10 protein-coding genes are annotated in these 13,280 nt (G+C 74.9%); 1 reads left to right on the forward strand and 9 read right to left on the reverse strand.

Going from position 1 to position 13,280, the window contains the following annotated elements; all coding sequences use genetic code 11:
• Window positions 1-1,134 carry a hypothetical protein gene (locus OG357_RS30290; RefSeq protein WP_329625743.1) on the forward strand — a complete coding sequence of 378 codons (1,134 nt, stop codon included), beginning with the start codon at window positions 1-3 and terminating at the stop codon, window positions 1,132-1,134.
• A 103-nt stretch (window positions 1,135-1,237) separates the two neighbouring features.
• On the opposite strand, the gene OG357_RS30295 is transcribed toward OG357_RS30290, so the two are convergent.
• The 9 genes from OG357_RS30295 to OG357_RS30335 form a co-directional block, all read right to left on the reverse strand.
• Entirely contained in the window at window positions 1,238-1,936 is a 699-nt protein-coding gene (locus tag OG357_RS30295) for a GntR family transcriptional regulator (protein WP_329624156.1), read from the reverse strand.
• Window positions 1,937-2,045: 109 nt separating this feature from the next.
• The gene (locus OG357_RS30300) at window positions 2,046-4,841 is read right to left on the reverse strand and encodes a SpoIIE family protein phosphatase (protein WP_329624157.1); all 2,796 of its coding nucleotides are present in this window, start codon (window positions 4,839-4,841) and stop codon (window positions 2,046-2,048) included.
• A complete protein-coding gene (locus tag OG357_RS30305; RefSeq protein WP_329624158.1) occupies window positions 4,838-6,904 on the reverse strand; it encodes a SpoIIE family protein phosphatase in 2,067 nt (688 codons plus the stop codon). Before OG357_RS30305 ends, OG357_RS30300 begins: the two co-directional genes overlap by 4 nt.
• Window positions 6,905-6,924: 20 nt before the next feature.
• Window positions 6,925-8,199, reverse strand: a complete 1,275-nt coding sequence (locus OG357_RS30310) for an MFS transporter (RefSeq protein WP_329624159.1) — start codon at window positions 8,197-8,199, stop codon at window positions 6,925-6,927.
• A gap of 48 nt (window positions 8,200-8,247) precedes the next feature.
• Complete coding sequence (locus tag OG357_RS30315; RefSeq protein ID WP_329625744.1) at window positions 8,248-8,664, reverse strand: hypothetical protein; 417 nt, start codon at window positions 8,662-8,664, stop codon at window positions 8,248-8,250.
• Between the two features lie 161 nt (window positions 8,665-8,825).
• Window positions 8,826-10,274, reverse strand: a complete 1,449-nt coding sequence (locus OG357_RS30320) for a peptidoglycan D,D-transpeptidase FtsI family protein (RefSeq protein ID WP_329624160.1) — start codon at window positions 10,272-10,274, stop codon at window positions 8,826-8,828.
• A gap of 112 nt (window positions 10,275-10,386) precedes the next feature.
• A complete protein-coding gene (locus tag OG357_RS30325) occupies window positions 10,387-11,004 on the reverse strand; it encodes a response regulator (RefSeq protein ID WP_443066830.1) in 618 nt (205 codons plus the stop codon).
• A gap of 38 nt (window positions 11,005-11,042) precedes the next feature.
• The gene (locus tag OG357_RS30330) at window positions 11,043-12,284 is read right to left on the reverse strand and encodes a sensor histidine kinase (RefSeq protein WP_329624162.1); all 1,242 of its coding nucleotides are present in this window, start codon (window positions 12,282-12,284) and stop codon (window positions 11,043-11,045) included.
• Window positions 12,281-13,276: a hypothetical protein gene (locus OG357_RS30335; RefSeq protein ID WP_329624163.1), complete on the reverse strand. Its 996-nt coding sequence runs from the start codon at window positions 13,274-13,276 to the stop codon at window positions 12,281-12,283. Before OG357_RS30335 ends, OG357_RS30330 begins: the two co-directional genes overlap by 4 nt.
• Window positions 13,277-13,280 lie beyond the last annotated feature (4 nt).

The raw sequence follows: 13,280 nt of genomic DNA on the forward strand, positions 1-13,280 counted from the left end.
CTGCGGGCGGGGGCCTTCCTCTACCCCTGGGACGTCGACGGCGACCCCGCCGCGCCCGGACTCCTCGCCGACCTCGGCATCGCCCAGGTCACGCTCGCCGCCGCCTACCACTCCACGCGGGCGCTCAGCCCCCGCCACCCGGCCCACCGGATCGTCACCGCCGAGCACGCCGCCGTGCTCTACCCGCCGGACCCGGACCGCTGGGCGGGCCGCGCGTTCCGCCCGTACCCGGCGGGGGAGTGGGCCCCCGGCGACTCCTACGGCCGGGCCGCCGAGGCCCTCGCCGGCACCGGCCTGGAGGTCCACAGCTGGGTCGTCCTCGCGCACAACTCCCGGCTCGGCGCCGAGCACCCCGAGACCTCCGTCGTCAACGCGTACGGCGACCGGTACCCCTGGGCGCCCTGCATCGCCCAGCCCGACGTCCGCGCCCTGCTCGTCGACCTGGCGGCCGAGGCCGCCGTCCGCCCCGGCACGGCCGGCACCGAGCTGGAGTCCTGCGGCTGGTACGGCCTCGCCCATCTGCACGCCCACGACAAGACCTCCGGAGTCCCGCTGGGCGACCGCGAGCAGTACCTGATGTCCCTCTGCTTCTGCCCCTCCTGCCGCGACGGGTACGGGAACGGCGGCGCCGACCCCGACGCACTGGCCGCCGCCGTCCGCCGGGCCCTGGAACCCGTCTGGGCGGGCTCCGGCCCGGCGGGCGGGCTCGGCGGCCTGGAGGACCCCGTCCTGGCCTGGCGCGCCGGGACCGCCCGCTCCTTCCAGGAGGCCGCCGTGGCCGCCGTACGGGCCGCCGCCCCGCCCGGCTTCCGCGTCCTGCTGCACGCCGACCCGGACCCGTACCGCTGCGGCGCCGACGCCGGCACGGACCCGGCACACGTCCTCGCCCTCGCGGACGGCGTCGTCGCCCGCCCCCCGAAGGTCGCAGCCTTCGCGGCCCACGCCGGCCCCGGCAGCGTCGTCGCCGCCAATCTCTCCGTCGTCACCGGCATGGGCGGCGCCCCCGGCGACCTGGCCCGCGACGCCGGACGGGCCCGCGACGCGGGCGCGACCGAACTGCGGCTCTACCACGCGGGCCTGGCCTCGGACGGCGACCTGGAGGCGGTCCGCGCGGCCCTGCTCAAGCCGGCCTAGGGAGTGCGGCGTTCTGCGCGCAGGCGGCGCACGGCCGGCGCGTAGCCACCGTGCGTCCGTGTGTGTGACATCTGCGCCATCCGCGCACAGTAGTCGAGCCGGGTCAACCGGCCTGGTTCCGCAGGTCGTTCAGCAGCCGCAGGGCCGAGGCGCGGGTGGCGGCGACGTGGGCGCGGGCCAGGGACTCCGCGGCGGACTCGTCGCGGTCGCGGACGGCCTCGTAGAGCCGTTCGTGGGCGCCGCACATCGGTTCGCCGTCCGAATCGGCGGAGGTGAGCCGGAAGAGGCGGCGCAGGCGGGAGTCGAGCGGGGCCATCAGCTCCACCAGGAGCGGGTTGCCGGAGAGTTCGACGACGGCCCGGTGGAAGTCTGCGTCGAGGGAGACGGCCTCGCGGAGCCGTCCCGACTCCGCCGCCCGCCGTGCCCGGGCGAGGAGCTCCTCCAGCGCGGCGAGGTCCTCGGGGCGCGCGTGCCGGGCGGCGAGGCGGGCGGCCAGGCCCTCCAGGTTCTCCCGTACGTCGAAGAGGTGCTCGGCGTCCTCCGGGCCGAATTCCGTCACCACCGAGCCCCGGCGCGGCCGCACCGAGAGGAACCCCTCCGATTCGAGGCGCTGCATCGCCTCCCGCACCGGCACCCGGGAGACCCGCAGCTCCTCGGCGACCTCCCGCTCGACAAGCCGCGTCCCCGCCGGGTACTCCGCCTCGATGATCCGCTCGCGCAGCTCCGCGTAGACCCGCTCCCGCAGGGACGGGTGGGTGTCCCCGGCGGCGGAGCCGCGGGGGGCGGAGCGAGGGCTCGTCATGGGGAGGGCTCCAGTCCGGAGGGGGCGGCGGTTCCCGATCTTCGCAGACCGGCGGGGTCGGCCCGTCAGACCAGGCGTCCGTCCCTCGCCACCACCCGGCCCGCGCGGATCACCAGGCCAGGTCCTCCAGCGCGTCCAGGTCCGGCACCACCGCCGCCGCCAGCGGCTCCGCGTCCGCGTCGACCACCCGCAGCTCGGCCCAGATCGTCTTGCCGCGCCGGCCGTACCGCGTGCCCCAGCGCTCCGCGTACTGCGCCACCAGGTACAGCCCGCGCCCGCCCTCGTCGGTCGTCGTCGCGTGCCGCAGGTGCGGGGACGTGCTGCTGCCGTCCGAGACCTCGCAGATCAGCGTGCGGTCGTGGAGCAGCCGCACCCGGACCGGATCGGCGCCGTACCGCACCGCGTTCGTGATCAGCTCGCTGAGGATCAGCTCCGCCGTGAACGCGAGCCCGTCGAGCCCCCACTCCGACAGCTTCGCCGCCGCCGCGTTCCGTACGGGCGAGACCGCCGACGGGTCCCGCGTCACCTCCCACTCCGCGATCCGCTCCCGGTCGAGCAGCCGGGTCCGCGCGACGAGCAGGGCGATGTCGTCGCGCGGCGAGGGCGACAGCAGCGTCGCCAGGACGTCCGCGCAGGTCTGCTCCGGGGTCCGGTCCGGGCGCGCGAGCGTGGATCCCAGCAGCGCGAGACCCGTGTCCAGATCCCGCCCCCGGTCCTCCAGGAGCCCGTCCGTGAAGAGCACCAGCTTGCTCCCCTCCGGCAGCCACAGCTCCGCCGTCTCGAACGGCACGTCGCCCAGTCCGAGTCCGAGCGGCAGCCCCGGTGCCAGCTCCGGGAACGTGACCTGCCCGTCCAGGCCCACGAGCGCCGGACCGGGATGCCCCGCGCTCGCCACCGTGCACCGCCCGGACGCCGGGTCGTAGATCGCGTACAGGCAGGTCGCACCCGTGATGCCCTCGTCCCGCCGCCGCCCCTCGGCGTCCGGGCCCTCCATCTCGCGGTGGTCGATCCGGGCCGTCAGCTCGTCGAGATGGCCCAGGAGCTCGTCCGGCGGCACGTCGAGCGTCGAGAAGTTGTGCACGGCCGTCCGCAGCCGCCCCATCGTGGCCGCCGCGTGCAGCCCGTGCCCCACGACGTCCCCCACCACCAGCGCCACCCGGGCCCCCGGCAGCGGGATCACGTCGAACCAGTCGCCGCCCACCCCCGCCTTCGCCGGGAGGTAGCGGTACGCCACCTCCACCGCGCTCTGCTCCGGCAGCGCCCTCGGCAGCAGGCTCCGCTGGAGCGTCACCGCCATCGCGTGCTCCCGCGTGAACCGGCGGGCGTTGTCGATCGCCACCGCCGCCCGCGCCGCCAGCTCCTCCGCGAACGACAGGTCCTCCTCCCCGAACGGCTCCGGGGTGTCCGCGCGCCAGAAGTTGGCCATCCCCAGGACCACCCCGCGGGCCAGCAGCGGCACCGTGAGCAGCGAGTGCATCCCGTACGCGAGGGCCTGCGCCGCCCCCTCCGGGTCCTGCTCCCGCCAGCCCTCCGCCGAGGCCAGCTCCGCCTGCGCCATCGCGTGGCCCGCCGCCAGGGCCGTCGCCATGGGAGTGCTGGACACGTCGAAGCGGATGGTGTCGCCGACCGGCTGGAGCGGCTGGTCCGGCCGCAGCCCGCTCAGCGCCGTCCGCCGCATCTCCGTCGTCGTCGCCGCGCCCTCCGGGGGCTCCTCCCCGCGCAGCACCGGTTCGAGGAGCTCCACCGTCGCGAAGTCCGCGAACCGCGGCACCGCAACCTCCGCCAGCTCCTCCGCGGTCCGTACGACCTCCAGCGTCGTCCCGATCCGCACCCCCGCCTCGTACAGCAGCTGGAGCCGGCCCCGGGCCACCGCCGCCCGGCCGGTCACGGCGGCCAGCTCGGTGGTGTCCCGCATCGTCATCACGCTGCCGGACTCGGCGTTGTCGGGGAGCGTGGGGCGCACGCTCACCGCGAGCAGTCGGTCGCCCGCCCGGTGCACCTCGTCCGTGGCCGCCCGCCCCGACGTGAGGAGTTCGACCGTACGGGGATCGAGGCCGAGCTCCGAGACGTGCCGCCGCTCCGCCTCCGCCGACAGACCGAGCAGCCGGCGCGCCTCGTCGTTGGCGAGCAGCAGCCGGTGGTCGGGGCCCACGATCAGGACCCCTTCGCGCACGGCGTGCAGGACCGCCTCGTGGTGCTCCTTCATCCGGGTCATCTCGGCGGGCCCGAGGCCGTGCGTCTGCCGCCGCAGCCGTCGGCTCACGAGAGCCGCCCCGCCCACGGCGAGGACCAGCGCGCCCGTCCCCGCGGCCGCGAGCACAAGCAGCCGGCCTTCCACGGACTGCGCGATGTTCTCCACCTCGATGCCGCTGCTGACCAGGCCCACGATCCTGCCCTGGTCGTCCACCACGGGGACCACGGCCCGTACCGCGTCGTTCGGCGCGCCGCGGAAGACCTCGGTGAAGGAGTTGCCGTCCACCGCCGCGCGCGAGAGGTCCCCGGTCGCCTTGGTGCCGATGAGGGAGGTGTCCGAGTCCGTGTACCGCACCCCGTCGGGGCTCAGGACCGCGACGAAGTCGATCCTCGTGGCCAGCCGGATCTCCTCCGCCCTCTTCTGGAGCTCCGCCGTCGGATCGGGCGAGGTCAGCGCGTCGGCGATGCCCGGGGCACGCGCGACGGACTCCGCGACCGCGAGGGACCGGATCCGGGCGTCCTGCTCGGTGTCCTGCCGTGCCTGCTGGAACGTGATGAACACCGCCGCCACGATCACGAGGAGGGCGATCAGGGCCTCCAGGGCGAAGACCTGGCCGGCGACGCTCCGCAGCCCCGTCCTGCCGTCCCGGGCCGTCTTGCCGTCCCGGGCCGTCTTGCCTTCCCGGCCTTCCCGGCCCGCCCGGGCGTTCATCCCGTGCTCCGCGCGACGAGCAGCGCGACGTCGTCCTGGGCGCCCGGCCGTCGCAGCGCCTGGAGCAGCATGTCGCAGGTCTCCTCCAGGGGCCCGCGCGCCCCGTCGAGCAGGCCCACGAGCACCGCGAGCCGGTCGTCGATCGCCTCGTCGCGCGTCTCGACGAGCCCGTCCGTGTAGAGCACGAGCACGTCTCCCGGGAGGAAGGGGACCCGGGCCGTCCGGAAGGTGACACCGCCCACCCCCAGCGGCAGCCCGGTCGAGAGCCGCACCAGCTCGGCCGGGCCGGCCGCCGGGATCCGCACGGGGGGCAGATGGCCCGCGTTCGAGATCCGGATCCGGCCCAGGCGCGGATCGTGCACGGCGAAGAGGCAGGTCGCGATGAAGTGCTCGAGGCCCGCCGTGATCCGGTCCAGGTGCCGCAGCACCTGCGCCGGCGACAGGTCGAGGTCCGCGAACGCGCAGGTGGCCGTCCGCAGCCGCCCCATCGTCGCCGCCGCGTCGATCCCGCTGCCCATCACGTCCCCGACGACGAGCGCCGTCTTGTCGTCGGGCAGGGCGATCACGTCGTACCAGTCACCGCCGACCTCGCTCGACGCCTGCGCCGGCTGGTAGCGGGCGGCGATTTCCAGGCCCGCCCGCTCCGGAGGCTTGCCCGGCAGCAGACTGCGCTGGAGCGTCACCGCCGAGTTCCGCACGCTCTGGTACCAGCGGGCGTTGTCGATGCTGACCGCGGCGCGGGCCGCGAGCTCCGTCGCGAGCAGCACGTCGTCGCTGTCGAAGGGCAGCGGATTGCGGTCCCGCTTGAGGTCGAGCGCGCCGAGCACCTCCCCGCGCGCGATCAGCGGCACCGCCAGGTACGAGTGGACCCCGGCCCGCCGGAGCTGCTCCGCCGCCTCGGGGCTCCGCGCGATCCGGGGCAGATCACCGGGCCCGACGTGTTCGACCAGGACCGGCAGTCCGGTGTGCACACAGCGGGTGACGAGCCGGTCCGCCCCGTACATGGCGACGGCCCCGGGCGGGTCCGCGGCCGGCAGGGCCTCCGTCGGGCCCGAGGCCTTCACCGCGAGCGCGCGGAACAGCTCGGGGCCCGCCTCGGGAGCGCCGGGCCTGCGCAGCGCCAGGACGGAGTCGAGGACGTCGACGGCCGCGATGTCCGCGAGCTCCGGCACCACGACCCCGGCGAGTTCGGCGGCCGTCCGGTCCACCTCCAGGGTGGTGCCGACCCGCGTCGAGGCGTCCGCGATGAGCGCGAGCCGCCGCCGGGACCGGTCGGCCTCCGCGTCGGCGTCGTGCCGCTCGGTCACGTCGATCACCGAAGCCGCGACCCCCAGGACGCGGCCCTCGGGCCCGTCCAGCCGGTAGAAGGACACCGACCAGGTGCGCTCGTGATCGGGGTCGGCCGGGGTCCGCCCCGTCGTCTGGTGGTCGAGCAGCGGACTGCCCGTGGCGAGGACCGTGCGCAGCGCCGCCTCAAGGGTCGCCGCGTCGACCCCCGGCAGCATGTCGGCGATCCGGCGCCCGAGGTGCAGCGCGGCCGGGACGCCGTTGATCCGCTCCAGGGCCGGGTTCACGAGGACGTACCGCAGGTCGGTGTCGAGGACGGCGAGCCCGATCGGCGACTGGGAGACGAGCCGGTCGGAGAGGGCGAGGCCGGTCTCGACGCGCTCGACGACGGCGCGGTCGGCGGCGATTCCCAGCGCGTACAGACCGCCGAGGTCGTCGGTGAGCCGCATGTTGCGGAACTCCACGTAGCGGGTGCTGCCGTCCTTGTGCCGTACGGGGAAGGTGCCCGCCCAGGTCGAGCCGCCGTGCAGCACCTCGCCGAAGAGGCGCATCGCCTCCTCGCGGTGCTCGGCGCCGACGATCAGCCGGGCCACGTACTGGCCGAGGGCCTCGTCCGCGCTGTAGCCGAAGAGGGCCTCCGCCTGCGGGCTCCACAGCACGATGCGGCCGTGTGCGTCGATGACGACGGCCGCGACTCCGAGGACGTCGAGGAGCCCCTTGCCGTCGAACGGCACACCCGCCCGCCCCGCCGTCTCCGGGAAGGAACCGGCCGTCACACTGCCCTCCTCCCGCCGCGCTACGCGCCCCCCTCCATGCTCCCCGCCCCCTGGCCGCCCCGCACTGCGAGCCCGTCCGCCAGGCTCCGGCCCGTGTCCCCCTTGCCCTCCGTGCTCTCGCTCCTGCCCTCGCCCATGTCCCCGCCAGGTCCCGCGCCCCGGACCGCGAGCGCGGCGGCCCAGACCGTCCCCGCCACCGCGAGGACCGGCAGCAGGACCCGGACGTCGACCACCGCGACCAGACCGGCACCGAGCGCCATGGCCAGCGCGTTCGGGGCGAAGACCAGGGTGTGCGCGGTCGCCGCCACCCGGCCCACCGCCTCCGCGGGGGCCTCCCGCTGGACCGCCGTCATGGTGGCGACGAGGACCCACGGCATTCCCAGACCGATCACCGCACTCGCCGCCAGGGCCGTCGCCTCGTACGGCAGCGCCCGTACGCCCACGGCCACCGCGAACAGCGCGAGACCGGCGGCGGCGAGCACCCGCTCCGGGACCCGCCGCAGCAGGGGGCCCGTGAGCAGGCCCGCGAGGACCGAGCCCACGCCCTGGACCGCGTACAGCACACCGGCGTACGCGGGGGAGCGCCCGAGCCCGCTGTCCACCACGGCGTAGATCGCGGCCCCGTTCACCCCGGCGAGCAGCATCGTGAACCCGCCCGTCGCCACCAGCGGCCGCAGCACGGGCGAGGCCCGGAGGAGCCGGACGCCCTCGGCCGTCTCCCGCCACCAGTGCCGCTCCGCGGGCCGCGCGGGGCGTTCCTCCCGGACGGGCATCAGCGCGAACAGCACCGCCGCGAGCGCGAAGCTCGCCGCGTCGAGGAGCGCGACCGGGCCGCCTCCGTAGCGGGCGAAGAGGCCCGCCGCCACCAGCGGGGCGATCAGCTTCATCGACTCGTTCGCGGTCATCCTGAGCCCGTTGAAGGTGCCGAGCCGCCCCTCGTCGAGCGTCGTCGCGACGAGCGTCTGCTCGGCGGCCTCGTGAACGGCGCCCTGGGCCCCGTACAGCACGAGCACCGCGAACAGCAGCCACACCCGGTCCGCCGACTCCACCCACAGGAGCACGGGCAGCAGGAGCGCCATCGCCGCGTTCAGGACGACGAGGAGGGGCCGCCGCCGCACCCGGTCGGCGAGCGTGCCGAGCAGCGGGCCGAGGAGGACGGGCGCCCACAGGGCGAAGGCGGCGAGTGCCGCCAGACTGTCCGAACCGGTGAGGGACTTGACCCAGATCCCGGAGACCAGCCACATGGCCGTCGTACCGAATCCGGACACGACGATGCCTGCCAGATACCAACGCATGGCAGCAGCCTGGCCTCTGAGGAGGCCCTTACGGATCGGGCACCTGCCCTATTCCGGCCGGTGGGCGGGGCTCTCCGACGTCAGCGGACGGCGAGCGGGGCGGTTCTCGTACCGCAGCGCGGCCCCCGTCACCACGGCCCCCAGCCCCTCCCACAGGCCCACGCCGAGGAAGCCGGCCGGGGCGCGGCCGGTGACGACGGCGAGCGTGAAGACCGCACAGGTGAGGAGCCGGAAGGGGACCGTCCAGCGGAAGAAGGGCTTCCAGTCGGCGAGCGCGGCCAGGACGTAGTAGACGCCCATGTTGAGCGCGGCCATCGAGGAGGCCGTGAGGAAGACCAGGGTGTGGTCGCCGTCCGCCCGCCCGCCCTCGGGCACCGGCTCGAAGCCCATGACCGTGAGCAGGGCGTCCGGGGCGACCAGGCCCACCACACCGAGCGCGGCGGCGAGCACGCCGAAGACCGCCATGGTCCAGCCGGACAGGGAACGGGGCAGGCGCACGGCGGTCCTCCGCGAGGGGAAGCAGGGTCAGCGAACAACGTCGGTGATTCGAATGCGCGCTCGGAAACGAGCGTGCCCCTGCATATCGCGTGGCGGGGGCCCAGAGCCAATCGGGCCCCCGCCACGGGTCACTTCAGCGCCGCGGCCATCATCTTCTGCGCCACCGGGGCCGCCAGGCCGTTGCCGCTGACCTCGGAGCGGGCCGCGCCCGAGTCCTCGATCAGCACCGCGACGGCGACCTGCTTCCCAGTCGAGGGGTCCTTCGCGTAGGAGGTGAACCAGGCGTACGGCGTCTTGCTGTTGTTCTCGCCGTGCTGGGCCGTGCCCGTCTTGCCGCCGACCTCGGCCCCGGAGATCGCCGCGTTGGTGCCGGTGCCCTTCTCCACGACCGTCCGCATCGCGCTCCGCAGCTGCTCCGCCGTCGAGGAGGAGACGACCCGCGTGCTGTCCCCGTCGTCGAACGTGGTCAGGGCGTCGCCGTCGGAGTCGACGACCTCCGACACCATGTGCGGGGCCGCCAGGAGACCGTCGTTGGCGATCGCGGCCGAGACCATGGCCATCTGGAGCGGGGTCGCGGTCACGTCGAACTGGCCGATGCCGGTGAGCGCCGTCTGCGCGGAGTCCATGCCCGACGGGTACACGCTCGCGTAGGCGCGGACCGGGACGTCGAGCTCGGAGTCGTTGAAGCCGAACTTCTCCGCCATCGCCTTCACCTTGTCCTGGCCCAGGTCGGCGGCCATCTTGGCGAAGACGTTGTTGCAGGAGTACTGGAGCGCGGTACGGATCGTGGCGTTCTCGCAGGGCGCGGAGGCGTTCTCGTTCTTCAGCACGGTCCGGGTGTTCGGCAGCGTGTACGGGTCGGGGCTCTTCGTCGCCGTGTCCACCGAGCCGTACAGGCCGTCCTCCAGGGCCGCCGCCGCGACGACCAGCTTGAAGGTGGAACCGGGCGGCAGCGGCTGGCGCAGGGCCCGGTTGACCAGCGGCTTGTCCTCGTCGCTCATCAGCTGCTGCCAGGCGTCGCCGTCCGTCGTCCCGGCGATCTTCGACGGGTCGTACGACGGGGTGGACACCATGCCCAGGATCCGGCCGGTTGCGGGGTCGACCGCGACGGCCGCGCCCTTCTTGTTCCCGAGCGCCTCGTAGCCGGCCTTCTGCACGGCCGGGTCGATCGTGGTGACGACCGTGCCCGGCTCCTGCTGCTTGCGCGTCACCGCGTCCACCGGGTTCTTCAGCCGGTCGTCGGTGCCGTCGAGGACGTCGTCGTAGATGCCCTCCAGCTGCGTGGCGCCGTACGCCTGCGAGCTGTAGCCGGTGACCGCCGCGTACAGCTCGCCGTCCGTGTAGGTGCGCTTGTACGCGAGATCGCCTCCTTCCGTCTTCTTCGAGCCGGTGACCGGCGAACCGGCCACGACGATGTTGCCGAGCGGCTGCGCGTACTGCGCGATGGTCTTCCGCCGGTTCTTCGAGTCGTCCGCGAGCGCCTTGCCTTCGTACGCCTGCACCCAGGTGGCCCGCCCGAGGAGGGCGAGCACCAGGACCAGGACGAAGACCGACGTGTGCCTGATCGTCTTGTTCATCGCACTTGGGGGGACGAACGGGCCGGTGGGGGACGTTCCGGATGTGGTCCGTTTCTCAGTGAACCTTCATCTCGCGGGCTCGGTGGATCGTGGCCGGTGAGCGCCGGCCGGCTCACCCCGCCCGCACGAACCCCGACTCGTACGCCAGGATCACCGCCTGCGTCCGGTCCCGGGCGCCCAGCTTCGCCAGGACCGCCGCCACATGGGACTTCACCGTCGCGGGGCCGACGCCGATCCGTTCGGCGATCTCGGCGTTCGTCGCGCCCGTCGCCACCTGCCGAAGCACCTCCGCCTCCCGCTCGGTGAGCCGTGCCACCCAGGGCGGCGCCGCCGCCGGAGCGCGCCGGGCGTGCTCGGCGGCCAGGCCCCGTACCGCCGCCGGGTAGAGCAGCGAATCGCTCCTGGCGACCAGCCGGACCGCGGCCACCAGATCCTCCGCCGCCGCCCGCTTCAGCAGGAATCCGGCCGCGCCGACGCGCAGCGCGTCGTACACGTAGGAGTCGTTCTCGAAGGTGGTCACGACCACGATCCGGGGCGGCTCCGCCATCCCGCCGAGGATCTGCTCGGTGGCCCGGATCCCGTCGATCTCCGGCATCCGCACGTCCATCAGGACGACGTCCGGGCGCGTCGCCCGCACCACCGACACCGCCTCGGCGCCCGTGGAGGCCTCGCCGACGACCTCCAGGTCGGGCTCCGCGTCCAGGATGACCCGCAGGGCCGTCCGCACCATGCGCTCGTCGTCGGCGAGGACCACCCGTACCGCCGCGCTCACCGGGGGATCCGCACCGCGAGGCGCCACACGCCGTCCGCCGGGCCGGCCTCGGCGGTGCCGCCGAACAGCCGGGCCCGTTCGCCGACGCCGCGCAGGCCGAGCCCGCCGTGCGGTCGGGCGACCGGGGGCCGCTCGGGCAGGGGGTTCTCCATGGTGATCTCCAACTGTTCGGTACGGGCGTCGAGCCGTACGGTGACGGGCGTGCCGCCCGCGTGCCGGGCCGCGTTCGTCAGCCCTTCCTGGACGATCCGGTACGCCTCCCGCGACAGCGCCTCCGGTACGGGGGCGAGGTCCCCGCTCACCGTCAGCGCCACGCGCGGTCCGGCGCCGCGCACGAGGGCCTCCAGGGCGTCGAGCCCCGGCCCCACTCCCTTGTCGGCCCCTTCGCCGCGCCGCAGCAGGCCGAGGACCCAGTCCAGCTCCCCGACCGTGCGCCGGGTGGTCTCCTCGATCGCGGTCAGCGCCTCCCGGACGAACTCCAGGTCGGCCGCGTCGCCCGTGTCGAGGACCCGGCGCGCCGCGCCCGCCTGGAGGGTGACCGCGCTCAGGGCGTGGCCGACCGAGTCGTGCAGTTCGCGGGCGAGCCGGTTGCGCGACTCCGCCTCCGCCGCGCGCCGCTCCGCCGCCGCGAGCCGGTCCATGGGGCTCGGCCCGAGCAGCCGGGGCGCCTGCCCGGCGAGCAGGGCCCCGGTCGCTGCGGCCGTGGCGGCGAGCGCGAGCAGCATCAGCAGGCCCGCCGGGAGCGCCGCCCAGACCCACCAGTCCTGGTCGAGCCCCCAGTGCCGGCCGATCTCCGACTCCCGCAGGGCCGGCGAGAACGGCAGCGCCATGACCGACACCGCGAACGGCGGCAGGGCCAGGGACGCCCCGCTGATCAGCGCGCCCGCGCCCACGTGCAGCGTGAACCAGCCGGCCGTCCGGGCCTTCGCGTCGCGGCCGCGGGCCGGGCCGTCCGCGAGCCGGTCCGCGGGAATCCCGCAGAGCGCCCGCGCCACCGCCACCGACATCGGCCGGGCCAGCGGGAAGAGCGCGGTGACCGCGGCGAGCGGCAGCCCCACCGCGTACGCCCCGAACTGCACGGCGAGACTGCCGCCGAACATGCCCGGCGAGTCGAGGAAGGCCCCCAGGACGATGGTGCCGACCAGCCAGTACGGCATGAACAGCGCGCCGCCCAGGATCAGATGGACCCAGCGCAGCCTGGCCCGCTGCCCGAACAAGGCGACCGCGCATCGCCTCACGCCTCGGCGCTCCGCCGCCGCAGGAAGACGGCCACGCACGCGGCCAGCAGGAACCCGGTGATCATCTGGCCAGCGTAGGACAGCTGTGCGAGGGCCGGGACCTGCTTGGCCGGATCGGTCTCCGGCATGAGGCAGACCAGCGACATGTACGCGCCCCAGCACCCCACCGCGCCGGTGGAGACCCAGGCCAGGGCGAGGACGGGCCGCACCCCGAGCCGCGCGGGCCGCCGCAGGACGAGAAGGAGGGTGAAGACGACCGCGGCGGCGAGGAAGGCGAGCCCGATGGCGCTGAGGACGTAGAAGTCGGAGTCCCGTTCGGCGGCCCGCTGGGCGGAGAGACCCCTGGCCGAGCCGGAGAGCCAGATCAGCTGGACCGTCGCGGGGACGAGCGAGAGCACCGCGCCGGCCAGGGCGGCGGCCCTCACGCCGGGCCCGGAGACGCGTGCCGAGACCTCGCCGAGCCGGCCGCGCCAGACGTGGCCCCAGCGGTCCCGTGCGTAGAGGACGAAGAGGGTGCCGAGGGCGAGGCCCTGGAGGATGAAGCCGCCGTAGACGACGGCGAAGACCCAGCCGTCCAGGAAGGGTTCTTTGGGGGCGGCGGCCCGTTCGTCACCGGTGAGGAGCGCGATCGCGAGCTGCGCCGGGTACCCGGCCATGATCGGCGCGAGGAGTCCGGTCGCCGCCCACATCGGGAAGGCGAGCAGCCAGGCCCGTACCCGAAGGCCCCACGCCTGGGTGAGCAGCAGGGCGAGGACGATCACGGCAGCGTCGGCGAGGACCGAGATCGAGTTGGCGACGGCGAGCATCGTCCGGTGCTCCAGGAGCACGCTCCCGGCGGGGATGCCGAGTTCGCCGCCCGCCACCCAGACGATCTTGAGCGCGATGTACGGGAGGCAGGCGACGATCGCGAGGACGCGCAGCACGCGGCGGAGGACGGTGGGGCGGTACGCGGCGGAGGGCGCCGGGCTGAGGCGGTGCGCGGTCGGTGTCATGGCT

Source organism: Streptomyces sp. NBC_01255 (assembly GCF_036226445.1).
Lineage (GTDB): Bacteria > Actinomycetota > Actinomycetes > Streptomycetales > Streptomycetaceae > Streptomyces.

What these genes read in the sequence shown, in the direction of transcription:
- OG357_RS30295 (WP_329624156.1), bottom strand. Translation starts at nt 1,936, where the DNA reads ATGACGAGCCCTCGCTCCGCCCCCCGCGGCTCCGCCGCCGGGGACACC.
- OG357_RS30300 (WP_329624157.1), bottom strand. Translation starts at nt 4,841, where the DNA reads ATGAACGCCCGGGCGGGCCGGGAAGGCCGGGAAGGCAAGACGGCCCGG.
- OG357_RS30310 (WP_329624159.1), bottom strand. Translation starts at nt 8,199, where the DNA reads ATGCGTTGGTATCTGGCAGGCATCGTCGTGTCCGGATTCGGTACGACG.
- OG357_RS30315 (WP_329625744.1), bottom strand. Translation starts at nt 8,664, where the DNA reads ATGGCGGTCTTCGGCGTGCTCGCCGCCGCGCTCGGTGTGGTGGGCCTG.
- OG357_RS30320 (WP_329624160.1), bottom strand. Translation starts at nt 10,274, where the DNA reads ATGAACAAGACGATCAGGCACACGTCGGTCTTCGTCCTGGTCCTGGTG.
- OG357_RS30325 (WP_443066830.1), bottom strand. Translation starts at nt 11,004, where the DNA reads ATGGTGCGGACGGCCCTGCGGGTCATCCTGGACGCGGAGCCCGACCTG.
- OG357_RS30335 (WP_329624163.1), bottom strand. Translation starts at nt 13,276, where the DNA reads ATGACACCGACCGCGCACCGCCTCAGCCCGGCGCCCTCCGCCGCGTAC.